The organism is Amycolatopsis sp. NPDC059021, assembly GCF_042739895.1.
In the GTDB taxonomy this organism is placed as follows: domain Bacteria; phylum Actinomycetota; class Actinomycetes; order Mycobacteriales; family Pseudonocardiaceae; genus Amycolatopsis.
On the sequence record NZ_JBHYIQ010000046.1, the window covers coordinates 12,240 to 35,630 of the forward strand.

The window sequence follows — 23,391 nt, forward strand, 5'->3', positions numbered from 1 at the left end:
GTCGCGAAGGCCCGAGGCGGTTGCTTAACGTCGCCGTCGTTCCCGAAGGCTTTCGCACAGGAGTCCCGATGATCAGCAGGCGACGGTTCACGCAGGTGCTCGCGGCGGGAGTGGCGGCGACGTCGCTGGCCGCGTGCTCGTCGAACGCCCCGGCCACTCCCGGCGCCGCTCCGGCCACTCCTGATTCGCGCGCCGGGTCGGGCGAGCACACCTCGCTCGGCCCGATCAAGCGGATCGACGCCGGGGACGTCACCATGGCCTACGCCGAGTTCGGCCCGGCCGCCGGTCAGCCGGTTCTCCTGCTGCACGGCTGGCCCTACGACGGGCACAGCTACGTCGACGTCGCGCCGCTGCTGGCCGCGGCGGGGTACCGGGTGCTCGTCCCGTTCCTCCGCGGGTACGGCGCGACCACCTTCCGGTCCGCGGAGACCGTCCGCAATGGACAGCAGTCGGCGGTGGCGGCCGACATCGTCGCGTTCATGGACGCCCTCAAGATCGACAAGGCGATTCTCGGCGGCTTCGACTGGGGCGCGCGGACGGCCGACGTCATCGCGGTGCTGTGGCCGCAACGGTGCAAGGCGATCGTCGCGGTGAGCGGGTACATCATCACGAACCTCGAGGCCACCCAGCGGCCGCTGGCCCCGGCGGCCGAGCTGGGCTGGTGGTACCAGTACTACTTCGCGACCGAACGCGGGCGCGCCGGCTACCGCGCGAACCGCCACGACTTCAACAAACTGATCTGGAAAAACGCTTCCCCGCGGTGGACATTCGACGACGCCACCTATGACCGCAGCGCGGCGGCCTTCGACAACCCCGACCACGTCGACATCGTCGTCCACAACTACCGCTGGCGGTTGAGCCTCGCCCCCGGCGAGCCGCGGTTCGACGAGTACGAACGGAAACTCGCCACCGCGCCGCCGATTTCCGTGCCGTCGATCACGATCGGCAGCGACTTCGACGGCGCGGCGAAGGACGGGAAGTCCTATCGGGACAAGTACGCCGGTAAGTACGCTCACCGGATCCTCGACGGGATCGGGCACAACGTGCCGCAGGAGGCGCCGCGGCCCTTCGCCCAGGCGATCATCGACGCCGATCACCTCTGAAGGCCCGTTATCGGTCCGTGAATGCCACATTGAGGTTTTCTCACCAAGGGTTCCCGGGCCGTGGATGTGCTGGAGGTCGCCTGCGGTCCGCCGGGCACGGGTGCGACAAGGGCGTCCCTGGGTGCGTTGAGTGCACCTGGGGCGTCCCTGGGTGCGTTGAGTGCACCCGGGGCGTCCCTCGGTGCGGTGGATGCACCCAGGGCGTCCCTCGGAATCTCTCCGCCCACGCCGACAGCACCGCCCGGCGACACCCCGGCACCCCCGCCGATCCCCCGGAGCCGAATGCCGTGAAGGCCTCCTTCACAGCGCTCAGCGCGGGTAAGGAGTCCTTCACGGACCACCCCGTCAGCGCGGTGAGTCTATTGTGGACTCTCGCAGGCTGTCGTTTTCGAGCCGGAGCCAGCGGTCGATCCGGATTTCGGCGAGGAAGCGTTCGTCGTGGCTGACGACGACGAACGCGCCCTGGAAGGCATTGAGCGCGCTTTCCAGCTGGCCGGTGCTGACCAGGTCGAGGTTGTTCGTGGGCTCGTCGAGGAGCAGCAGCTGGGGCGCCGGTTCGGCGAACAGGACGCAGGCCAGCGTCGCGCGCAGCCGCTCCCCGCCGGAAAGGACGCGGACCGGCAGATGCGCCCGCGCGCCGCGGAACAGGAAGCGCGCCAACAGGTTCATCCGGTCGGACGGCGGCATCGCGGGTGCGGCGGCCTCGAGGTTCTCCGCGACGGTGCGCTCGCCGTCGAGCAGGTCGAGGCGCTGGGACAAATAGGCGATCCGGCCGTCGGCGCGTTTGACGTCGCCGCCGTCCGGCTGGAGTTCGCCCTGGACCAGCCGCAGCAGGGTGGACTTCCCGGCGCCGTTGGGGCCGGTGAGCGCGATCCGTTCGGGGCCGCGGATCGCCAGGTCCGCGCCTTCGCCCGCGAACAGCGCCCGCTCGCCGTAACTCACCCGGAGACGTTCGCCGAGGAACAGCGTCCGCCCGGCGGGAACCGCGGTCTTGGGCAGCTCCAGGCTGATCTTCTGCTCGCTTCGCAGCACCCGCTCGGCCTGGTCGAGTTTGGTCCTGGCCGCGCTGACCCTGGCCGCGTGCGTCCCGTCCGCCTTCGCCGCGGACTCCTGCGCGTTGCGTTTCATGGTGCCGGCGAAGATCTTCGGCAGTCCCGCGTTGCCGAGGTTCCGTTGCGCGTTGCTCGCTCGGCGGGCGGCGCGCTCCCGCGCCTGCTGCATCTCGCGTTTCTCGCGCTTGACCTCCTGCTCGGCGTTGCGGATGTTCTTCTCGGCGACCTCGCGCGCGGCCTGCACCGCTTGCTCGTACTCGGTGAAGTTCCCGCCGTAGAACCGGACTTCCCCGCTTTCCAGCTCGGCGATGCGATCCATGCGGTCGAGCAGCGCGCGGTCGTGACTGACCACCAGGAGACAGCCGTTCCAGTCGTCGAGCACGCCGTAGAGCTTCTGGCGCGCGTCGAGATCGAGGTTGTTGGTGGGTTCGTCGAGCAGCAGCACGTCGGGACGTTTGAGCAACTGCGCGGCGAGGCCGAGGGAGACGACCTGGCCGCCGCTCAGGGTGCCCAGCCGCCGATCGAGTTCGACGTCGCCGAGACCGAGCCGGTCCAGCTGGGCACGGGTGCGTTCCTCGATGTCCCAGTCGGTGCCGATGGTGGTGAAATGCGCCTCGTCGACGTCACCGGACTCGACGGCCTCCAGCGCGCGCAGGATCTCGGCGACTCCGAGGATTTCGGCGACGGTCGGTTCCCCGGTCAGGGGCAGGTCCTGCGGCAGGTACCCCAGCAGCCCATCGACGGTGACACTGCCCGCTGACGGCCGCAACTGGCCGGCGAGCAGCTTGAGCAGGGTTGTCTTCCCGGCGCCGTTCGGGGCGACGAAGCCGGTGCGGCCACTGGGGACGGTGAAGGAAACCTGGTCGAAGACCGGGGTGTCGTCGGGCCAGGAAAAGGACAGGCCGGACACGACGATGCAGGTATCGGACATGGAAAAGAGACCTCGCGATGTGGCGTGGGCAGAATGGTGCGCACGCAGGGGAGAAGGGGACGACGAAGCGGCCGCCACGGCGATGCCGGGGGCCTGCTACCTCCGGGGCTCACCCGGAGATGTCGTCTTCACCTGCCACGTCGAGTTCTCCTCAGAACGATCTCCCTTCCGACCATAGCAGCCCTTCCCGCGTCGTGAGCTGAAGGGGACTTTCCTCGCATCACATGAGCTGAGGGGGACTTTCCTCGCGTCCGCCGAGACGAAAGTCCCCTTCAGCCACGGACGGCGCCCTTGACGAGGTCGGCGACGAAGTTGCGGGCGCCGAGCACGAACACCACGATCAGCGGCAGCACCGCGACGAGCGTGCCCGCCATCACCATGCTGTAGTCCGTGCTGTGCACGCTGTTCAGCTGCGACAACGCGACCTGCAGGGTGAGATGGCCGGGATCGACGAGCACCACCAGCGGCCACAGGTAGTCGTTCCACGCGGTGATGAACGTGAAGATCCCGAGGAAAGCCAGCGCGGGACGCAGCACCGGCAGCGCGACGTGCCAGTACAGCCGGAAGAACCCGCAGCCGTCGAGCCGCCCGGCGTCGAGCAGTTCCTCCGGCACCGCGCCCTCGATGTACTGGCGCATCCAGAAGATCCCGAACGCGTTCGCCGCGGCGGGCACGATGAGCGCGTTCAGCGAGCCTGCCCAGCCGAGGTGCGAGACCACCACGAACTGCGGAATCGCGTTGAGCTGCGCGGGAATCATGAACGTGCCGAGCAGCACGACGAACAGCACGCGCCTGCCGGGGAAGTCGAACTTGGCGAAGGCGAACGCGGCCAGCGAGTCGAAGAACAGCACCAGGACCGTGGTCACCGAGGCGACGATCACCGTGTTCAGCATCGAGCCGACGAAGTCGATGTTCTCGAACACCCGCCCGAGGTTCTCGAACAGCCGCGGCCCCAGCGTCAGCTTGGGCGGGAAGCGGAAGGTGTCGCCGGTGGTGTTCGTGGCGAGCACGATCATCCAGTAGAACGGGAAGACCGAGACGAGCACACCGAGGATCAGCACGCCGTGCGCGGCGAGGGTGCGGACGCGGGACATCAGTGCTCCCTCCGCCGCACCAGCCGCCAGTTGATGATCGAGAACAGCACCACGAGCACGAACAGCCCCCAGGCGATCGCGGCGCCGTAGCCGTAGTCGTTGTTGTCGAAGGCCTGCTGGTAGAAGTACAGGACGATGGTCAGCCCAGCCTGGCCCGGCCCGCCGGAGTCGAGATTTCCGGTACTGGCCAGCAGCACCTGCGGTTCGGTGAACGTCTGGAGCCCGCCGACCGTGGTCATGATCAGCGAGAACAGGATGATCGGGCGCAGCAGCGGCAGGGTGATCCGGAAGAACGTGGCGACGATTCCCGCACCGTCCACTTTGGCCGCTTCGTACACGTCGGCGGGAATCCGCTGCAGCCCGGCGAGGAAGATGATCGCGTTGTACCCGGTCCACTGCCACGCGATCATCGCGGCGATCGCGACCTTGATGCCCCAGCCCGTGGTCAGCCATTCCACTGTGGACAGGCCGAGCCCGCGCAGCACGGCGTTCACCAGCCCGAAGTTGCTCCCGAACACCGAGCCGAAGATGATCGCGATGGCCACGATCGACGTCACGTTCGGCACGAAGTACGCGATCCGGTAGGACCCGCCGAACCGGATCGACGAGTTGAGTGCCACGGCCAGCACGAGCGCGATCGACAGCATCGGGACCGTGGAGAGCACCCAGATCTCGAGCGTGTTCAGTACCGAGAGCCAGAACGTGCGGTCACCGAGCAGATAGCCGAACTGCCGCAGCCCGACGAAGTCCATCGCGCCGATCCCGTCCCAGCGGTGGAACGCCAGGTACAGCGTGAACAACACCGGGAACAGCCCGAACACGGCGAAGAGCAGATAGAACGGCGAGATCGCCAGGTACTGCGGCAGGAACTTCCGGAAGCCGCGCCGCGAACGTCGTCCCGGTGCGGTGACGTCGGCCGCGGCGGGCATCCCGAGCTGCGTGGTCATGACAACCCCCAGTGCCCGGCGGTGCGGTGTGCCCGGTCCAGCGCGTCCCGCCAGGCGGCGCGCGGATCCTTGCCCTGACTGTCCACAGCGGACAGTTCGTCGAAGTACGGCTGCGTCAGTGCGTCCTCGTACGGGCTGAGATAGATCGGCGGCACCGCCCGCGCGGACGCGCTGAACACGTCGACGGCGACCTGTCCGCCGAAGAACTCCTCCGGCAGGCGCAGCCGGGGATCGGCGAACGACTCCGGGGTGGACGGGAACAGCACCTCGTCGCGATAGCCCTGCACCTGATTGACCGGATCGAGCAGCCAGGTGATGATCTCGAAGGCCAGTTCCGGCTCCCGGCAGTACTTCGTGACGGCGAGGAACGAGCCGCCGAAATTGCCCGGCCCGTCCGGCGGCGCCGCGACCCGCCATCGGCCGCTCGTGTCCGGCGCCTGCGACCGGATGTCGGCCCCGCCCCACGACGCGGCGACGCGGCTGGGCACCAGTCCGTTCGCCAGCGCGCCCGCCGCGTCGTCGGTGCCCTCCGGGATCCCCGCGCTGACCCCCATTTCGTGCGCCCGGACGGCGAGATCCCACGCGCGGCGCACGTGTGGCCGGTCGCCGAGGAACTTCCCCGCGCGATCGGCGAGCTGATCGGGCCCTTGGTACAGGGCGAACCGGAACACGTCGACGATCCCGAGCAGCAGCCGTTTCTCCGGCGAGGTTCTCCGCAGGCGCACGCCCGCCTCGAAGTATTTGTCCCAAGTGGACAGTTCGCGGGCCACGTCGGCGGGTTCGACCGGCAGCCCCGCCGCGCCGAACAGATCGGCCCGGTAGAACAGCGCGGTCGGGCCGGTGTCGATGGGGAAGCCGACCATGCGGCCGTCGTCGGCGAATCCCTGCCGCCACTTCCACGGCAGGTACCGCGGGGCGAACCGCTCGGCGCCGAGCGTCCGGAGGTCGACGAACTGCTCGGCGTGACGGCAGAACGTCGCGATGTCCTGGCCCTTGAGCGCGGGGATGTCGGGCACGTGTGCCTTGCCCGCCATCGTGGTGAGCAGCTTCGCCTTGACGTAGCCGCCGATCTTGACCGGCTTGAGCTCGACCCGGGTGAAACGCCGCGCGGCCTCCCCGAGCACCGTGGTGCTCAGCCCGCCGCCCCAGTACCACAGCGTCATGTCCCGGCCGGTCGAGCCGCCGGGCGCCGCGCACGACGCGGTTCCCGCCAGCAGCGCGCCGCCCAGCCCCGCCTTCAGGAGCCGTCTTCTGGACAGCGGCATCCTCAGACCGCCTCGACGTCGAACCCGATCGTCACCGGGCCGCGGCGCACCCTGCCGGGTTCGGCCGACGGCAGCACGTCGTCGAGGAAGGCGTAGTCCTCGCGCGGGTTTTCCTGCCGCCACCGGGCGATCTCCGCCCAGCCGGGCGCGGCGAGCGCGCCGCCGAAGTGGTGCAGGGAAAGGCCGGCGACGAGATTCGCGAAGCGCAGCCGCCGGTCCAGCGGCCAGCCCGCGAGGGTCGCGGCGACGAAACCGGCGCCGAAGACGTCGCCGGCACCGGTGGCGTCCATGGCGTTCTCGACCCGCAAGGCCGGGACCCGCGCGCTTTCGCCCGTGGTGCGATCGGTGGCGAGCACGCCGTCGGCGCCACAGGTGATGACCGCGATCGGGACGAGCCGGGCGAGCGCGTCCAGCGCCGCCTCCGGGGTGCTGGTGCGGGTGTACCGCATCGCTTCGACGCAGTTGGGCAGGAAGGCGTGACAGCACGCCAGCTGCTCCAGCAGCAGCGGATCCCATTCCTGCGACGGATCCCAGCCGACCCCGGCGAAGACGAGGCTGCCCGCCGCGTGTGCCCGCCGGACCCACTCCGCGGTACCGGTGCCGAGATGGGCGACCGTCGCCCGGCTCGGCGGCGGGCACCCGGCGAGCCGGCCGACCGGGACCGGCGGCTCGTGCCCGTGCGTGATCATCGCCCGGTCCTGCGCGTAGGCCAGCGACACCGTGACGGGGGAGTGCCACGCGGGGAACCGGCGCGAGCGGGAGAGGTCGATGCCTTCCTGAGTCAGCACGTCCCAGCAGTACGTGCCGTAGACGTCGGTGCCGAACGCGGCCGCCAGCGAGGTGCGCAGGCCGAGTCTGCTCAGCCCGACCGCGAAGTTGGCTATCCCGCCGGGGCCCGAGCCCATCCCGGCGGTCCACACCTCGGTGCCAGGGGCGGGCGGCCGGTCGAACCCGGTGAAGACCAGATCGAAGAACAGGAGGCCGGACAGGAAGACGTCGAGGTCTCGCGGAGTGGCTGTGCTGTCGGACAAGGGACCTCCCCACCGCTCGGACTTGCGCATGAGCGTGCGCCACTTGCGCGGATTTGGCAATGGTCGCTCATCTTCGTGCGTGCCTTTGCGCGAGTTTGACTGCTACCGTGAGGCCCATGCTGCCCCAGCGTCGCCACGAACTGATCCTCACCACGCTGCGCTCGGAGGGCCCGGCGCCGGTGCGGATGCTGGCGGAGCGGCTCGGCGTCAGCCAGGCGACGGTGCGCCGCGATCTCGTGCAGCTCGATCGCGAGGGCAGGCTGACCCGGGTCTACGGCGGCGCGATGGCGGCGGTGGACAACGACGAGCCGTTCGCCGAGGTCGCCGAGGTCCACGCGCTGGACAAGGACGAGGTTGCCCGCCGCGCCGTCGAACTGGTCACCGACGGCGACACCGTGCTGCTCGACATCGGCACCACCGCGCACCGGCTCGCCCGCCGGCTGCACGACCGCGTGCTGACGGTGATCACCAGCAGCCTCATGGTCTACGAGGAACTCAAGGACGACCCCGGTATCCAGCTCGTGCTGCTCGGCGGCATGGTGCGCCGCAGCTACCGGTCGATGGTCGGGTTCCTCACCGAGGACGCGCTGCGCCAGGTCCACGCCGGGACGTTGTTCCTCGGCGCCAGCGGTGTCCGGCACGACGAGGGCGGGGTGCACGTCATGGACACGACCGTCGTCGAGGTTCCGGTCAAACGCGCCATGATCGCCGCGTCCGACCGGGTCGTCCTGCTGGCCGACGCCGCGAAGTTCCCCGGTACAGGGCTCGCCAAGGTGTGCGGGCCGGAGGCGCTGGACGTCGTCGTCACCAATGCGGCCGCCGACGCGGGCACCTGCGCCGCGCTCGCCGAGGCCGGGGTGGAGGTGATGCGGTGCGGCTGACCATTCTCGGCGGGGGCGGTTTCCGCGTCCCGCTGGTGCACGCCGCGCTGCTCGCCGATCGCGGCGAGGGCGGGGTCACCGAACTGGTCCTGCACGACGTCGACGCCGATCGCCTCGCCGCCATCGGGAAAGTACTCGCGCAACAGGCCGAAGGGGTGTCCGGCGCGCCCCGCGTCATCGCGACCACCGACCTCGCCACCGCACTGTCCGAAGTGGACTTCGTGTTCTCCGCGATCCGGGTCGGCGGTATGCGCGGGCGGCAGCTCGACGAGCGGGTGGCGCTCGCCGAAGGCGTGCTGGGCCAGGAAACGGTGGGGGCGGGCGGTGTCGCGTATGGACTGCGTACGGTGCCGGTGGCGGTCGAGATCGCGCGCCGGGTAGCTGAGCTCGCGCCGCGGGCGTGGGTCATCAACTTCACCAACCCGGCGGGCATGGTCACCGAGGCGATGGCGGCGCATCTCGGGCCGAAGGTGATCGGCATCTGTGACTCGCCGGTCGGGCTGTGCCGCCGCGTCGCCCGCGCGCTCGGTCTCGACCCGGCGGCCGTGTGGTTCGACTACGCGGGCATCAACCACCTCGGCTGGCTGCGCGCGGCGTGGTGTCAGGGCGAGGACGTGCTGCCGCGGCTGCTGGCGAATCGCGACGCCGTCGAGTCTTTCGAGGAGGGAAAGCTGTTCGGCGCGGAGTGGTTGCGCGCGTTGGGCGCGATTCCGAACGAGTACCTGCATTATTACTACTTCGCGCGCGAAGCGCTCGCGGGCGCGGGGGACGGCTCGGCTTCGCGAGGGTCCTTCCTGCTGGATCAGCAACGCGACTTCTACGCCGACCCGGCGTTGCCCATGTGGGAACGCGCCCGGCTGGAACGGGAGGCCACGTACATGGCCGAGACCCGGGAAGGGGAGCGCGACTCCTGCGATCTCGACGGCGGCGGCTACGAGAAGGTCGCGCTGGCGTTGATGCGGGCGATCGCCCGCGATGAGCGGACGACCCTGATTCTCAATGTACGCAACGAAAACACGCTCCCCGGGCTGCCCGCCGATGCGGTGGTGGAGGTGCCGTGCGTGGTGGACACCAACGGCGCGCGGCCGATCGGCGTGGCGCCGCTGACCGGGCACGCGCTCGGCCTGGCGAGCGAACTCAAGGCCGTCGAACAGGCGGCGATCGAAGCGGCGGCGAGCGGTTCCCGGGCCGCCGCGCTCCGGGCTTTCGCCCTACACCCGTTGGTCGATTCGGTCACCGTGGCGCGGCGTCTGCTGGACGGCTATATCAACGTACATCCGGAGTTGTCCTACCTGCGCTGATCCCTTCGAGCCCGTGGAGGCACCCGTGCACGACGACAGCCGTATCGTCGCAGACCGTCTCGACCGGGCGCTGACGCAGCGCGTTCTGCCCGCGGTCTACTCGGCTTCGGTGCCGTTGACGGTCGAAGCCTGGCATGTGCCGGGCGAGCCGGTGCCGGTCGGCGAGGCGCTCGCCGCCGAGTACGCGCCCTTCGAGATCGGAACACGCTGGGGCGCACCATGGTCCACGACCTGGTTCCGGCTCGACGGCGTCGTTCCGGGTGCTTGGGCGGGCAAGCGGGTCGAGGTCGTGCTGGATCTGGGATTCGCCGGTGGCTGGCCGGGAAACCAGGCCGAAGCGCTGGTCTACGACGCTGCCGGGAGCCCGCTCAAGGGCATCGAGCCGCGCAATCAGTACGTCCCGGTGGCGAACCCCGCAGCGGGCGGGGAACGCGTCCGGCTGCTGGTGGAGGCGGCGGCGAACCCGGACATCCTCGGCGGCGGGTTCGTGCCGACTCCGTTGGGGGACAAGGAAACCGCGGGCGATGAGCCGTTGTACCGGCTGATCCGCGCGGACGTCGCCATGCTCGACGAACCGGTGTGGCACCTCGGCCTCGACCTCCAGGTGCTGGGCGAGCTGATGGCGGAACTTTCGCCCGCGGAGCCACGCCGGCACGAAATCCTGCGGGCGGTGGAACGCGCGCTCGACGCGCTCGACCTCCACGACGTCTCGGGGACGGCAAAGACCGCGCGGGCCGAACTCGCCGACGTCCTGGCGCGCCCGGCGCACGCCAGCGCGCACACGTTGTCCTCGGTCGGGCACGCACACATCGACAGTGCTTGGCTGTGGCCGATCCGCGAGACCGTCCGTAAGACTTCACGCACCTTTTCGAACGTGACAGCGCTGGCGCGTGAATATCCGGAACTTGTTTTCGCCTGCTCGCAGGCGCAGCAGTACGCCTGGGTGAAGGAACGGTATCCCGAGGTGTATTCCCGGATCGTCGCGGCGGTCAAGGCGGGGCAGTGGCGGCCGGTCGGCGGCATGTGGGTCGAGGCCGACGGGAATCTGCCCGGCGGGGAGGCGATGGCGCGCCAGCTGATCCACGGCAAGCGGTTCTTCCTCGAAGAGTTCGATGTGGACTGCGCGGAGGTGTGGCTGCCCGACTCGTTCGGCTACACCGCCGCGTTCCCGCAGCTGGCGAAGCTGGCCGGAGCACGCTGGTTCTTGACGCAGAAACTGTCCTGGAACCAGACGAACAAACTGCCGCATCACACGTTCTGGTGGGAGGGCATCGACGGCAGCCGGATCTTCACCCATTTCCCGCCGGTGGACACCTACAACGCCGAGTTTTCCGGGGCGGAGGTGGCCCACGCGGTGCGTAACTACGCCGAGAAGGGCCGGGGCACGCGCTCCCTTGTCCCCTTCGGACACGGCGACGGGGGTGGCGGGCCGACCCGCGAGATGCTCGAACGCGCAAGGCGCCTGCGCGATCTGGAGGGGTCGGCGAAGGTCGTCATCGAGCCGCCCGCCGAGTTCTTCCGCGCGGCCGAGGCGGAGTATCCGGACGCGCCGGTGTGGTCCGGCGAGCTGTATCTGGAGCTGCACCGCGCGACGTACACCACGCAGGCGCGGACCAAGGCGGGCAACCGGCGCAGCGAACACCTGCTGCGGGAGGCCGAGCTGTGGGCGGCCACCGCCACTGTCCACTTCGGAGCGTCATATCCCTGCGAGCGGCTTGACCGGTTGTGGAAAACCGTCCTGCTGCACCAGTTCCACGACATCCTCCCGGGGAGTTCGATCGCGTGGGTGCACAGAGAGGCGGAGGAGACCTACGCGCGGGTGCACGCGGAGCTGACCGAAATCATCGAGCGAGCTGTCGCGGTCTTGGCGGGGCCGTCGACGGTGTTCAACGCCGGGCCGAAGCCGCGTGCCGAGGTCGCGATGGCTCCGGCGGGAACCCCGGGTGGTCAGCCGCTGAGTACCGGCGAGGTCGCGGTGTTCGCCGAGGTGCCCGCGCTGGGCTCGGCGGTGATCGGTGAGACGTCGTCGCCGGACCCGGTTGTCGTGAGTGGACGGTCGCTGGACAACGGGCTCGTGCGCGTCGAACTCGACGAGAACGGGTTGCTGTCGGTGCGGGATCTGGTCACCGGGCGGGACGTCTTCGCGCCGGGCAGCGCGGGCAATCTGCTGCAACTGCACGATGATCTGCCGAACCAGTGGGACGCCTGGGATCTCGACCGGCACTACCGGAACCGGTGCCGGGACCTGACCTCCGTAGAGGCGATCACGGTGACCGAAAACGGCCCGCTGGCCGGGGAAATCCGCGTTGAACGGGCTTTTGGTGCCTCCCGCATCGTGCAACGGATCCGTGTGTGCGCCGGGAGCCCGCAGATCGACGTCGTGACCGAACTCGACTGGCACGAATCGGAGAAGATCCTGAAGGCCGCGTTCCCGCTGGACGTGCACGCGGCGCGGACGGCGTCGGAGATCCAGTTCGGTCATGTCGAACGGCCCACCCACACCAACACCGGCTGGGACGCGGCCCGCTTCGAGGTCTACGCCCACCGCTGGATCCACGTCGCCGAACCCGGCTACGGCGTCGCCGTGCTCACCGACTCGACCTACGGCCACGACGCCGGCCGCGCCACCCGCGCCGACGGCGGCACGACCACGACGCTGCGGCTGAGCCTCGTACGGGCGCCGCACAGCCCCGATCCGCACGCCGATCAGGGTGCGCACCGGTTCACGTATTCCTTGCTCCCCAACGCTTCCGTGGCGGACGCCGTAGCCGCCGGCTATGCCCTGAACCTGCCGCTGCGGGTCGCCTCCGGTACCGCGCCACCAGCCCCGCCGCTCGTCGCCGTCGAGGAAACCGCGGTGGTCGTCGAGGCGGTCAAACTGGCCGACGATCTCTCCGGCGACATCATCGTCCGCCTGTACGAATCCCTTGGCGGCCGCTCGACGGTGACCCTGCGCACCGGCTTCCCGCTCGCGACCGCCGAACCCGCCGACCTCCTGGAACGTCCACTAAGGACACCGCCGGTCACACACGACGACAACGTCGTCCGCCTGACCCTGCGCCCCTTCCAAATCGTCACCCTGCGCCTGCGCCGCTCCTGATCACGCGAGATCTCCGTTCAATCACGCGAGTTCCGCGTCCCATCACGCGAAATCGCCGTCCAGTCACGTCAGGCGTCGAGCACCTCACGCAGTTTGCGCGCGAACGCCTCCGGCTGCCCGGCATACCCGAACTCGCCGCCGAGAAAACCGCCGTGGTGGCTGGGAAACACCGTCGCTTGCCGGCCGAGCACCTCGGCGGCGGCCACGGCTGTGCGGCCGGTGAAGACGCCGGTGGATTCCTCGCCGACGGCGATCACGACGCGCGTCGGCGCCGCCTTGAGCGCCTCGACGTCGAGGCGATAACTGGAGACGGCCCATGACCGGTCCGAGAGCAGCGGGTCGTCGCGGCGGCCGTCGTCCTCCGCAGGCATCCCGAACTGGGCGGGATCCGCCGGGGGCTGGGCGAAGTACTCGTCGGTGAACTCGCCCTGCCACGAGGTCATGGCGATGAACGCGGCCATGCCGGCATTGAACCCGTTGGCCTCGTACGCCGCCCGGATGGCGGCGCGGGCACGCTCGGCGGCCGCGGCGTCGGGCAGCACCGGGATGAGCGGGGGCTCGTGCGCCACCAGGGTGCGCACGTCGTCCGGGTACGCCGTCACGAGCGCGAGCGCGGTCACCGCGCCGCCACTGCTCCCGAACAGCTCGACCGGGCCCGCGCCGAGGGCTTCGATCACGCGGTGCACGTCACCCGCCTGGATTTCGGGCTCGTTCTCCACTCTGCCGTCCTTGCGGACGCTGCGCCCGAGACCCCGTGGGTCGTAGGTGACGACGGTGCGGTCGGGAAAGTACGACGCCAGCGTGCTGAAGCCACTGGCTTCCATAGGCTGGCCGATCATGACCAGCGGCGGCCGCCCGCCCTCGGTGGGCAGCGGTCCGTGCACGTCGTAGGCGAGATCGGCCTCGCCGGTCTCCAGAATGTGCGTCGTCATGGTGCCGTGGCCTTTCCCCAGTGCGGAACTTCCCGGAGGCTACACCGGGGAACTCCGGAATGTCCGGCACACTTGGCCGGAAACCTTCTGACGGAACACGGTCCTGCTCGGGAGAACACTGACAGATTCCGTTGTGTGCTCGGCGGTTCAGGACGAATTCAGCATCAACTCAGGGGACCGGTCCAGCCTCGGCTGGTCCGGTGACGACCTCGTCGTCCACGCCAGGGTCGTGCCGGCGCACAGGCGCCCACCGGGCGGGGCCGGTGTCCTCGACGTGTCCATGGCGCGGAGGTGTCGAGGACACCGGCTCGGCGCTAGGCTGCCGGGGGAGACGGCGGCTGGCCGGGGAGGCTGATGCGGTTTCGGGTGCTCGGCCCGGTGCGGATCTGGGACGGCGAGGACTGGGTGGCCGTGCGGGCGGCCCAGCCGCGTTCCGTGCTGGCGCTTCTGCTCGTAGAGGCGGGCCGGGTGGTCGCCACGGACCGGCTCGTCGACGAACTGTGGGGCGCTAGCCCGCCGAGGACCGCGTTGAACACGGTCCAGGTCTACGTGAACCGCTTGCGGCGGCTGCTCGGCGAGGACGGGTACGCGCTGCTGACCACGACCAGCCGCGGCTACCGGCTCACGGTCGCCGACGGCGAACTGGACGCACGGGTGTTCCAGAGTCTCGTCGAAACCGGGCAACGGGAACTGGCCGAGGGACGTGCCGAAGCCGCGGCGACGACGCTGGCCGCGGCTCTGGCGCTGTGGCGGGGACCGGCGTTTTCCGAGGTGTCGGCCGAAACCGCGATGGTCGAAGCCGCGCGGCTCGATCAGCTCCGGCTGACCGCGCTGGAGGCGCGGCTCGACGCGGATCTGCGGCTGGGCAGGCATTTCGAGATCGTGGACGAGGTGCAGGACTGGGTTGTCCGGCATCCGTTGCGGGAGCGGCTGCTGCAGCACCTCATCCTGGCGCTGTACCGGTGCGGTCGCCGGGCGGAGGCCCTGCAGGCCTACCGGCGCGGCCGCGCGCGGCTGGTCGCCGAGCTGGGACTGGAGCCGGGGCCCGCCCTGCGCGAACTGGAACACGCCGTGCTGTCCGACGATCCGGGGCTCGCGCCCGAGCCGGTACGGGTCCCGCTCGTCCGCCCGGTCCAGTTGCCCGCCGACGTCGCGGGTTTCACCGGGCGCGAGGCCGCGTTGGCCGAACTCGACCGGCTGCTGGCCGGCACCGGTGAAGCGCCGACCGCGCTGCTCGTCTCGGTGATCACGGGCACGGCCGGTGTCGGCAAAACCGCCTTGGCGCTGCACTGGGCACATCGGGCACGCGAGCGGTTCGACGACGGACAGCTCTTCGCGGATCTCCGTGGCTACTCCACCGGGGCCCCGGCACGGCCGATCACGGTGCTGACGCGGTTTCTGCGGGCGCTCGGCGTGCCCGCGGACGAGATCCCCACGAGTGTCGACGAGGCGGCCGCCCTCTACCGCAGCATCCTGGCCGGCCGGCGCATGCTCGTCGTGCTGGACAACGCACGGGACGCGGAGCAGGCCCGCCCGTTGCTCCCGGGCTCGAACACGTGCGTCGTGCTGATCACCAGCCGTACACCATTGTCCGGGCTGGTCGCCCGCGAAGGCGCGCGAAGCCTGCCGTTGGACCTGCTCCCCGCGTCCGAGTCCGAGGCGTTGCTGCGCCGCGTGCTCGGCCCCGCGCACACCGGGCCGGTCGGTGAACTGGCCGCCCTGTGCGCGGGGTTGCCGCTGGCACTGCGGATCGCCGCCGCGCATCTGCACACCCGGCCCGGTCTCTCGATCGCCCGCTACACGGAACAACTGCGTGGTGACGACCGGCTCGCGGCGTTGAGCGTCCCGGACGAGAAACAACCGGCCGTACGCACGGCCTTCGATCTGTCGTACCGGCGTCTCGGCGACGGCGCGCAGCGGCTTTTCCGGCTTTTCGGCGCGGCTCCCGTCGTCGACTTCACCGTGGGCGCGGCCGCCGCGCTCGCCGCCGTCAGCGAGGCCGACGCGGACCGGTTCCTCGCCGAACTCACCACGACGCGCCTGCTCGAGGAACACCAGCCCGGCCGGTATCGCAGTCATGACCTGCTGCGCCTGTACGCCCGTGAGCGAGCCGGCCGCGAGGACGACACGGACGCCGCGACGGACCGGCTTCTCGCCTGGTATCTGGCCACCACCGATCAGGCGGCGAACGCGCTCTACCCCGATATGCGGCGGCTCACCCTGGCGCCGGCCGACCGGCTCGACCGGCCGGCGTTCAGCGATCACGGCGACGCACTCGCCTGGCTCGACGCCGAACGTTCCAACTTCCTCGCGGTGGTGACCCACGCGGCCCGGCATCGTCCCGTCGTGGCGGCCGGTACCCTCGCCGATGCGCTGCGCGGTTACTTCTGGCTTCGGATGCATACCGTGGAATGGCTGACTGCGGCGGAGGCCGCACTGAGCATCGCCGAGGCCGTCGACGATCCGCGGGGTCTGGTCACGGCGCGGCTGAGCCTGGCCGACGTCCACTTCCGCCAAGGTCATCTGGAACGCGCCGCGCGGTATTCGACCGAGGCGCTGGCGGTGTCGACCGGCATCCCGTGGATCGACGGAGAAGCCGCGGCGCACGGGTATCTCGGCAACCTCGCGACCAAGGCGGGTCGCCTGGCCGAAGCCGTCGACCACCACCAGGCTTCGCTCGCGCTCAACCGGCGGACCGGGCGGGTCATCAAGCAGGCGCAGAACCTCGGCAACCTAGGGATCGTGCACCTGTACCGGGGCGACCTCCAGGAGGCGTTCGGCCGGTTGACCGACGCGCTGGAGCTGCACCGGCGGCTGCGGTCCGCGCACGGGCAGGCGCACGTCCTGACGCACCTCGGCCGTGTCCACCACGATCTGGGCAATCTCGACCAGGCGACCTCGTGTCTCACGGTCGCGCTGGACCTGCACCGGGAGACCGGTGACCGCGGTGTGGAAGCCGAGACCCGGGCCGCGCTGGCCGCCGTGCGCGCCGACGCCGGTCACTACGACGAAGCATTCGACCAGGCCCACGCCGCGAGGGTCCTCGCGCGCGCCGCGCGCGACCGCCCCGCGGAGGCCGAAGCCCTCATCGCGGTCGGCGTCGCGCATCACCTTCTCGGGCACCGCGCCGAGGCGGCGTCCCATTACCGGGAAGCCAGGGAACTCGGTCGCGCCGTCACCCACCGCTTCGCGGAGACCAAAGCACTCATCGGGCTTTCCGCGGCGGACAACGATCCCGGCGACGGGCGGGCGGCGCTCGCGCTCGCCCGGCAGCACGGCTACCGCCTGCTGGAGGGACAGGCGCTCCTCGTGCTGGCGATCGTCGACGCGGACCGTGCCCAGGCGATCGAAGAAGTCACCCGGGTACACGCCCGGTTCGCCGAGATCGGGCATCGCCTCGGTGAGGCGCGGGCCCGGCTCGTCCTTGCCCGGCTGCACGGCCGGGACGGGCACCACAGCCAATCCCGGGTCCAGCGCCGGAACGCCGTCGCGCTGTTCCACGGCATCGGCGCACCCTGGACCGACCACGCCAACGCCCTTCCCGCCGCTCCGTGACTACGTCCATTGTGGATGGTCGAGGTCCCCCATGTGGCATTGGGTGCGTTGAAACGAGGTTGGACGCGAAGCGTCTCCTTGAGGGTGGCGGTGGGGGCAAGAAGTGGAGCAGCGAACGCCACATTGGGGCTTTCTCAGGAGTGGTCGGTTGCGTCAGCAGCGTCGTGAATGGTCCGTTGGGGACGTTCAACGCCGTCGATGTCCCCTTCGCGACACTGCGATACTGGGGCCTGTGCCCCGGACGCTCCGTTCCGGACGTTCACCGTCCCCAACGGAGCTTTCGCGACAGCGAAGCCGCAGCCCCACCCCTTACCCAGAAAACCTCATCGGGGCGCATGAGGTCAGGCGGTGGGCTGGTGGTCGGCCGCGACGAGCGCCCACTAGGCCGAACGAGTCCGTTTAGGACAGTGTGAAACCGCGCGCCGACAAGGTCTTCAGGCGTTCACGCTGATGCTGACGCCCGCTCGCGACTCGTCCTCGTCCTTCCAGTGGACCTGGTCGCCGAGTTCTTCGATCCGGATGCCGTACCTGCCATGGCCCGCCGGGACGTCGGGCACCGAGAAGCTCGTCGAACACGCCTGCCCGGGAGTGGCGGGCCGCTGGGCGGTGCCGACGCTCAGCAGTGTGCCGTCCGGGCCGAGGACCTCCACCGGTACCTCGGGGGCCGGCGTGGTGGCGCACCGCGCGGTCGTGACCGTGCCGGCGATGGTGAACAGCGGCGGCGCGCTCGTCCACAGCGCGAGCCTGGCCACGATCGCGGCCGCGACGACCAGCACGGCGACCAGGCCGAGCACGGTCTGCCGGGAGATCACCACGGCAGCCCCCGGAAGCGGGCCGCTGCCCGCTCTGTCACGACGATCGTCCGGTCCACCGCTACTCCGCTCGAGCCGAATTTCCCTACCGGAATCCGACTCTAATGCCCGGTTCCGAGCACCCGCCCGCGATTTCCGCCGGTGCACGACGGATGCCGGGACGGTTCCAGCCGGGTGGCGGGGCCGCGTCAGCCGGTCGGCGGGTGCCGGGGTCCTGGAACGTCCACTGTGGAATACCGGAGGGGTGCGGGTGAGTGATGTCCGACACGTCGGGAACCGGACATCCCGGAATTCTCCGCTTGACAAGTTTGCTCGCGGCGACGGATGGTGGGATGCGGCGCCGGCGCGGTACGGCCGGACGAGTTCTCGCGTAGCCGGCCGAGGAAGGGGACCATGACCATCCCAGCGACCTCCGGCACCGGATCCGGGACCACCGCGGCGCATCCGCTGGCGATGCTGACCCCCGGGGAGATCGACGCCACCCGCGCCGTGCTGGAGCGGGCGGGCCTGGTGACCGCGGCGACCCGGTTCTCCTACGTCCTGCTCCGCGAACCGTCCAAAGAGGACGTTCTGGCCTGGGACGGCAAAAGCCCGCTGCCCCGCGAGGTCTCGGTGCTGCTGACCGAACTCGAACCGCTCGGCCTGAGCACCGTCGTCGTGGATCTCACCGCGGGCGAGGTCGTCTCGCGGACCGTGCTGGATCCGGCCGAGACCGGCGTCGGGCCCTGCCTCGACGAGGACTACGACCTCGTCGAGGAGATCGTGAAGGCCGACCAGCGGTGGCTCGACGCCGTTGCCAAACGCGGGGTCCACGATGTGGGCAACGTCCGCGTGGTCCCCCTGACGGCCGGGGTCTTCGGCTACGAGGACGAGGTCGGCGTGCGGGTGTACCGGGTACTGGCGTTTTACCAGCCGGACAAGGAGACGCCGCCGTGGGCGCATCCGGTGGGCGGGGTGATCGCGCACGTGGACGTGACCGGGCGCCGGGTGTTGCGGGTGCTCGAAACCGCTGTCGAGCACGTGCCCACCGAGTCCGGCGACTACCTGCACGAGTCGGTCCGCGGCCCGCTGCGCACCGACCTCAAGCCGATCTCCGTCACCCAGCCCGAAGGCGTCTCGTTCACCTGGGAAGACGGCGTGCTGTCCTGGCAGAACTGGCGGCTGCGACCGGGTTTCAACGCTCGTGAGGGCCTGACCCTGCACCAGGTGTCGTTCACCGACGGCGGCGTCGCGCGGCCGATCCTCTACCGGGCTTCGGTCGCCGAGATGGTGGTCAACTACGGTGATCCCGGCCCCACCCACGGCTGGCAGAACTATTTCGACCTCGGCGAGTACCAGCTCGGGCGGCTGGCGGGCTCGCTGGAGCCGGGCTGCGACTGTCTCGGCGAGATCACCTACATCGACGCCGTGGTCGCCGACGATCACCTGCGCCCGCAGGTGATCCGCAACGCGATCTGCGTCCACGAAGAGGACACCGGGGTGCTGTGGAAGCACAGCGACCTCTTCACCGGAACCTCCGAGACGCGGCGGCAGCGGCGGCTGGTGGTGTCCTACTTCGGCACCATCGGCAATTACGACTACGGCTTCTACTGGTACTTCTTCCTCGACGGGACGATCGAGCTGGAGGTCAAGGCCACCGGTGTCCCGTTCCCGTCCGGCTACGACGGCGAGGACCCGTACTTCGCCGAACTCGCGCCAGGGCTCGGTGCGCCGGTGCACCAGCACCTGTTCTCGGCGCGGCTCGACCTGACCGTGGACGGGCTACGCAACCACGTCGAGGAGCTGGAAGCCGCGCCGGTGCCGATGGGGGAGGGCAACCCATGGGGCAACGCGATCGCCCGCAAGCGCACCCGCCTGCGCACCGAACACGAAGCCCAGCGCCTCGCGGCGAACCACCTCGACCGGGTGTGGACGATCTCCAGCTCCGAGCGCACCAACCGGCTGGGCAAGCCCACGTCGTACGTACTGCACCCGCAGGGCAAGCCCGTGCTGCTGGTGGACGAGGCGTCCTCGATCGCCCGCCGCGCGGCGTTCGCCCGCAAGCACCTGTGGGTCACCCGGTACGACCGCGACGAGCTGTGGCCCGCGGGCTACACGGTCAACCAGAATCCCGGCGGTGACGGCCTGCCCGCCTACACCGCGGGCGACCGGCCGATCGACGGCGAGGACGTCGTGCTGTGGCACACCTTCGGCCTCACACATTTCGTGCGGACCGAGGACTGGCCGGTCATGCCGGTCGACCACACCGGCTTCACGCTCAAACCGGACGGGTTCTTCGACCGCAACCCGACCCTCGACGTGCCGGACCTCGGCGCGCCGCACGGCTGCCACGGTGGCCCGCGAAAGGAAGACCGCTGACCGGACACGCGGGATCTCCGTCCCCTCACCCGAATTCTCCTTCCCCGCACGTATTCGACGACGTACTCGCCGAACTCGCCGAGCGGCGGCGCGAGTTCCACGAGCTGCGGTACGTCCCGAAGGACTTCGTCGCGCGGCTCAAGCAGATCGGCGTCTATCGCGCGGCCACGCCGGCCAGGTTCGGTGGCCGGCCGCTCCCGCCCGCCGAATTTCTGGACCTGATCGAGCGGATCTCCGTCGTGGACGGCTCGACCGGCTGGGTCGCCAGCTTCGGCTCCGCGCTGGTCTACCTGGCCGCGCTGCCACTGGACACCCAGGCCGAGCTCTACCGCGACGGGCCGGACGTGGTGTTCGCCGGCGCGCTCTTCCCGACACAGCGCGCCGAACCCACCGAGCGCGGGTTCCTGGTCGACGGGCACTGGAAGTTCGCCAGCGGCTGCGTGGCTGCGGACCGGATCGGCGTCGGGCTGCCCGGCGACGCCGAATCCGACGGCAAACCGCGCACCGCCGTACTGCGGCCCGAACAGGTCGAGATCCTCCAGGACTGGGACGTGGTGGGCATGCGCGCCACCGGCTCGTTCGACATCGTCGTCCGCGGGGTGGAGGTGCCGCGCGAGTGGACGTTCATCCGCGGCGGCGCACCCGCCGTCGACGAACCGCTCTACCACTATCCGGCGATCGCCTACGCCTCACAGGTGCTCGCCGTGGTCGGCGCCGGGGTCGCGCGGGCCGCGCTGGACCACGCCAAGCACGCCGGCGGGTACACCGGGATCACCGGCGCGCCCAAGCTCGCCGACCGGCCTCACTACCGCACCGCCTTCGCCCGCGCCGAGGCGGAACTGCGGTCGGCCCGCGCCTGGTTCTACGACCTCAGTGACGAAGTGTGGCAGCACGTGCTGGCCGGGAACACCGCCACCGACGAGCAGAATGCGTTGCTGCGCCTGGCCTCCGCGCATCTGGCCAAGGTCTCCTCCGCCGTGGTGGGCGAGCTGGTCGAGATTTCCGGGACCGCGCCGATCCACACCGGACACCCGCTGCAGGACCTGGCGGGCGACGCGCTGGTGCCCCGGCAGCACGCGTTCCTCGGCCCGGCCGTCTTCGACGCGGCGGGCGCCGTCCTCATGGGACTGCCACCCACCGCACGCGGTTTCCGCTGAGCCCGACCCACCATCACGAGGAGAATCACCGTGAGCACACCGCCCCTGCGCGTGCTGTTCTGCATCGGCATCAACCAGAACTTCTTCGACCTGCCCGCCGGCGGCATCACGGCAGGCCACGTCTGGCAGGCCTTCGTGTCCATGATGGACGGAATCAAGGCGTTGCCCGGCGTGGACTTCATCGGCGACATGGACGACGACGCGCATATGGTCGGCCCCTCCGAGGGCTGGCCGTGGACCTGTTACCTGCTGGCCGACGTCGACACGCAGGAAACCGTGAAGGCCGCCTGCAACCTGTTCCGCACCACACCGGTCGGCGACGGCGAAGTCAAGCTCTGGCGGTTCGCGAAGGTCGAGGCCAGGATCGGCCGCGCGCTCACCGTCCGCGAAGACGTCGAACTTCCCGGCTGAGAAGAGGACAACGAGATGACCGGGAACGTCGCGCAGACAGCCGTGGTCACCGGGGGCGGCACCGGGCTCGGCGAGAAGATCGTGCGCCGCCTGCACGCCGACGGCTATCGCGTCGCCATCGCCGATCTCGACGGCACCTCCGCCCGCGCGCTGGCGGAGGAACTCGACGTCTCGGGCGCCACCGCCAGGGGGTACGCGGTGGACGTCGCCGAGCGCGTGGCACTGGAATCCTTGCTGGCCGGGGTCCTGGCGGATTTCGGCGCGGTGCACGTGCTGGTGAACAACGCGGCCCGCACCCAGGCCAAGGCATTGCTGGATATCACGCCGGAAGAGTTGGACGCGGTCATGAAGGTCAACGTCGGCGGCACGTTCACCGCCTGTCAGGTCTTCGGCGCGCATCTGGCGGCACAGGGATACGGCCGGATCGTGAACATGGCGTCGCTGGCCGGGCAGAACGGCGGCACCGGCACCGGCGGGCACTACGCGTCCTCCAAGGGCGCGATCATCACCGCCACCAAGGTGTTCGCCCGCGAACTCGCCGCGCGCGGGGTCACGGTGAACGCGGTCTCGCCCGGCCCGCTGGACAGCCCGATGGTCCGGTCGGTCATCGGGGAGGAAAACCTCGAGGGCTTCGTGCGGAACATCCCGGTCGGGCAACTCGGTGATCCCGCGTTCATCGCGCGGATGGTTGCGTTGCTCGTCTCACCCGGCGCCGCCTCGGTCACCGGCGCCTGCTGGGACGCCAACGGCGGTCTGTACCTGCGATGACGAACGCACTGCTCCACATGGCGGAAACCGGCTCCGCGGCAGGCCGCCCTCGAACCGGCCGGGAAGGAACGCGATGGCAGGGGTGGCCTACGGCACCGGGCGGCGGGCGCTGCTCGAAGCGGCGGTGCGTGTCGTCGCCGCACAGGGCCTGCGCGGCCTGACCTACCGATCCGTCGCCGCCGAGGCCGGGGTGACCCACGGCTCGGTCCGGTACCACTTCGGCGATTGGTCCACCCTGGTCGAGGAAGCCCTCGTGCACTGTGTCGGGCGCAGCGTCGAGGGAGCGGACCTGCCCTCGGACACCGAAGGGTTCGACAGGTTCGCCGCCGGGCTGATCTCGCTCGTCGCCGCGGACCCGGACGCGCAGGCGTTCCAGTACGAACTGACCATGGAATCCCGGCGGCGCCCGGAGTTGCGGCCGGTGATGGAGCGGGCGAACGACGTCTACCGCGACGCCGTGTCCCGGGAACTCGCCCGCAACGGCCTCGACGACCCGGATCTCGCGGAGTTCGTCTTCGCCGCGCTGGACGGGCTCGTGTTCCACCAGACGGCGTTCGGGGACACCGCGAGGACCGAGCGCGCCACCGCGGCGCTGCGCTCGTTGCTGACGGCCTTTGCGGGGCAACGGCGGGACACGCTGTCCAAACCGGACTCCTGAGGGCCGTGCGGGCCGGCGAGGACACCACCGAGCCG

The 23,391-nt window shown here is 70.2% G+C and carries 17 protein-coding genes; 10 read left to right on the forward strand and 7 right to left on the reverse strand.

From position 1 onward, the window contains the following. Positions 1-68: 68 nt before the first annotated feature. Positions 69-1,103 carry an alpha/beta fold hydrolase gene (locus ACFWX1_RS25640; protein WP_378391369.1) on the forward strand — a complete coding sequence of 345 codons (1,035 nt, stop codon included), beginning with the start codon at positions 69-71 and terminating at the stop codon, positions 1,101-1,103. A gap of 345 nt (positions 1,104-1,448) precedes the next feature. Here the strand turns inward: ACFWX1_RS25640 and abc-f are convergent, their stop codons facing one another. From abc-f to ACFWX1_RS25665, 5 genes are all read right to left on the reverse strand, one after another. Next, on the reverse strand, positions 1,449-3,086 hold the full coding sequence (abc-f, locus tag ACFWX1_RS25645) for a ribosomal protection-like ABC-F family protein (protein ID WP_378391371.1): 1,638 nt from the start codon (positions 3,084-3,086) through the stop codon (positions 1,449-1,451). Between the two features lie 272 nt (positions 3,087-3,358). Then, on the reverse strand, positions 3,359-4,180 hold the full coding sequence (locus tag ACFWX1_RS25650; protein WP_378391373.1) for a carbohydrate ABC transporter permease: 822 nt from the start codon (positions 4,178-4,180) through the stop codon (positions 3,359-3,361). Continuing rightward, positions 4,180-5,127, reverse strand: coding sequence for a carbohydrate ABC transporter permease (locus ACFWX1_RS25655; RefSeq protein ID WP_378391375.1), 948 nt, complete (start codon positions 5,125-5,127; stop codon positions 4,180-4,182). The genes ACFWX1_RS25650 and ACFWX1_RS25655 overlap by 1 nt, the downstream gene beginning before the upstream one ends. Next, positions 5,124-6,392 carry an extracellular solute-binding protein gene (locus tag ACFWX1_RS25660; RefSeq protein ID WP_378391377.1) on the reverse strand — a complete coding sequence of 423 codons (1,269 nt, stop codon included), beginning with the start codon at positions 6,390-6,392 and terminating at the stop codon, positions 5,124-5,126. Before ACFWX1_RS25660 ends, ACFWX1_RS25655 begins: the two co-directional genes overlap by 4 nt. Before the next feature lie 2 nt (positions 6,393-6,394). Then, positions 6,395-7,423 (reverse strand): carbohydrate kinase family protein, encoded by a 1,029-nt coding sequence (locus ACFWX1_RS25665; RefSeq protein WP_378391379.1) that lies wholly within the window; start codon positions 7,421-7,423, stop codon positions 6,395-6,397. A gap of 116 nt (positions 7,424-7,539) precedes the next feature. Here ACFWX1_RS25665 and ACFWX1_RS25670 point away from each other — a divergent pair, with 116 nt between their 5' ends. The 3 genes from ACFWX1_RS25670 to ACFWX1_RS25680 are packed head-to-tail and all read left to right on the forward strand — an operon-like array spanning position 7,540 to position 12,705. Further along, positions 7,540-8,304, forward strand: a complete 765-nt coding sequence (locus ACFWX1_RS25670) for a DeoR/GlpR family DNA-binding transcription regulator (protein WP_378391381.1) — start codon at positions 7,540-7,542, stop codon at positions 8,302-8,304. Then, a complete protein-coding gene (locus ACFWX1_RS25675; protein WP_378391383.1) occupies positions 8,295-9,605 on the forward strand; it encodes a 6-phospho-beta-glucosidase in 1,311 nt (436 codons plus the stop codon). The genes ACFWX1_RS25670 and ACFWX1_RS25675 overlap by 10 nt, the downstream gene beginning before the upstream one ends. A 25-nt stretch (positions 9,606-9,630) precedes the next feature. Beyond that, positions 9,631-12,705, forward strand: coding sequence for an alpha-mannosidase (locus ACFWX1_RS25680; RefSeq protein ID WP_378391385.1), 3,075 nt, complete (start codon positions 9,631-9,633; stop codon positions 12,703-12,705). A 68-nt stretch (positions 12,706-12,773) separates the two neighbouring features. Here ACFWX1_RS25680 and ACFWX1_RS25685 read toward each other — a convergent pair whose 3' ends face one another. Next, the gene (locus tag ACFWX1_RS25685; RefSeq protein WP_378391387.1) at positions 12,774-13,637 is read right to left on the reverse strand and encodes an alpha/beta fold hydrolase; all 864 of its coding nucleotides are present in this window, start codon (positions 13,635-13,637) and stop codon (positions 12,774-12,776) included. A gap of 354 nt (positions 13,638-13,991) precedes the next feature. On the opposite strand from ACFWX1_RS25685, the gene ACFWX1_RS25690 reads away from it, so the two are divergent. Then, positions 13,992-17,192 carry a BTAD domain-containing putative transcriptional regulator gene (locus tag ACFWX1_RS25690; protein WP_378391389.1) on the forward strand — a complete coding sequence of 1,067 codons (3,201 nt, stop codon included), beginning with the start codon at positions 13,992-13,994 and terminating at the stop codon, positions 17,190-17,192. A gap of 434 nt (positions 17,193-17,626) precedes the next feature. On the opposite strand, the gene ACFWX1_RS25695 is transcribed toward ACFWX1_RS25690, so the two are convergent. Next, positions 17,627-18,007: a hypothetical protein gene (locus ACFWX1_RS25695; RefSeq protein ID WP_378391391.1), complete on the reverse strand. Its 381-nt coding sequence runs from the start codon at positions 18,005-18,007 to the stop codon at positions 17,627-17,629. Positions 18,008-18,397: 390 nt separating this feature from the next. Here ACFWX1_RS25695 and ACFWX1_RS25700 point away from each other — a divergent pair, with 390 nt between their 5' ends. The 5 genes from ACFWX1_RS25700 to ACFWX1_RS25720 all read left to right on the forward strand — a co-directional run bounded on the left by ACFWX1_RS25700 (position 18,398) and on the right by ACFWX1_RS25720 (position 23,356). Then, positions 18,398-20,362: a primary-amine oxidase gene (locus ACFWX1_RS25700; protein WP_378391393.1), complete on the forward strand. Its 1,965-nt coding sequence runs from the start codon at positions 18,398-18,400 to the stop codon at positions 20,360-20,362. Between the two features lie 239 nt (positions 20,363-20,601). Then, positions 20,602-21,519: an acyl-CoA dehydrogenase family protein gene (locus ACFWX1_RS25705; RefSeq protein ID WP_378391395.1), complete on the forward strand. Its 918-nt coding sequence runs from the start codon at positions 20,602-20,604 to the stop codon at positions 21,517-21,519. A gap of 30 nt (positions 21,520-21,549) precedes the next feature. Further along, positions 21,550-21,930, forward strand: coding sequence for a hypothetical protein (locus ACFWX1_RS25710; RefSeq protein ID WP_378391397.1), 381 nt, complete (start codon positions 21,550-21,552; stop codon positions 21,928-21,930). A 15-nt stretch (positions 21,931-21,945) separates the two neighbouring features. Beyond that, the gene (locus ACFWX1_RS25715) at positions 21,946-22,698 is read left to right on the forward strand and encodes an SDR family NAD(P)-dependent oxidoreductase (protein ID WP_378391399.1); all 753 of its coding nucleotides are present in this window, start codon (positions 21,946-21,948) and stop codon (positions 22,696-22,698) included. Positions 22,699-22,771: 73 nt separating this feature from the next. Further along, entirely contained in the window at positions 22,772-23,356 is a 585-nt protein-coding gene (locus ACFWX1_RS25720; protein WP_378391401.1) for a TetR/AcrR family transcriptional regulator, read from the forward strand. The last annotated feature ends 35 nt before the right edge of the window (positions 23,357-23,391 follow it).

Excerpts from the sequence above, each read along its gene's own strand:
- ACFWX1_RS25670 (WP_378391381.1), top strand. The coding sequence starts at position 7,540 with ATGCTGCCCCAGCGTCGCCACGAACTGATCCTCACCACGCTGCGCTCG.
- ACFWX1_RS25655 (WP_378391375.1), bottom strand. The coding sequence starts at position 5,127 with ATGACCACGCAGCTCGGGATGCCCGCCGCGGCCGACGTCACCGCACCG.
- ACFWX1_RS25715 (WP_378391399.1), top strand. The coding sequence starts at position 21,946 with ATGACCGGGAACGTCGCGCAGACAGCCGTGGTCACCGGGGGCGGCACC.
- ACFWX1_RS25640 (WP_378391369.1), top strand. The coding sequence starts at position 69 with ATGATCAGCAGGCGACGGTTCACGCAGGTGCTCGCGGCGGGAGTGGCG.
- ACFWX1_RS25720 (WP_378391401.1), top strand. The coding sequence starts at position 22,772 with ATGGCAGGGGTGGCCTACGGCACCGGGCGGCGGGCGCTGCTCGAAGCG.
- ACFWX1_RS25690 (WP_378391389.1), top strand. The coding sequence starts at position 13,992 with ATGCGGTTTCGGGTGCTCGGCCCGGTGCGGATCTGGGACGGCGAGGAC.
- ACFWX1_RS25650 (WP_378391373.1), bottom strand. The coding sequence starts at position 4,180 with ATGTCCCGCGTCCGCACCCTCGCCGCGCACGGCGTGCTGATCCTCGGT.
- ACFWX1_RS25685 (WP_378391387.1), bottom strand. The coding sequence starts at position 13,637 with ATGACGACGCACATTCTGGAGACCGGCGAGGCCGATCTCGCCTACGAC.
- ACFWX1_RS25660 (WP_378391377.1), bottom strand. The coding sequence starts at position 6,392 with ATGCCGCTGTCCAGAAGACGGCTCCTGAAGGCGGGGCTGGGCGGCGCG.
- abc-f (WP_378391371.1), bottom strand. The coding sequence starts at position 3,086 with ATGTCCGATACCTGCATCGTCGTGTCCGGCCTGTCCTTTTCCTGGCCC.
- ACFWX1_RS25700 (WP_378391393.1), top strand. The coding sequence starts at position 18,398 with ATGACCATCCCAGCGACCTCCGGCACCGGATCCGGGACCACCGCGGCG.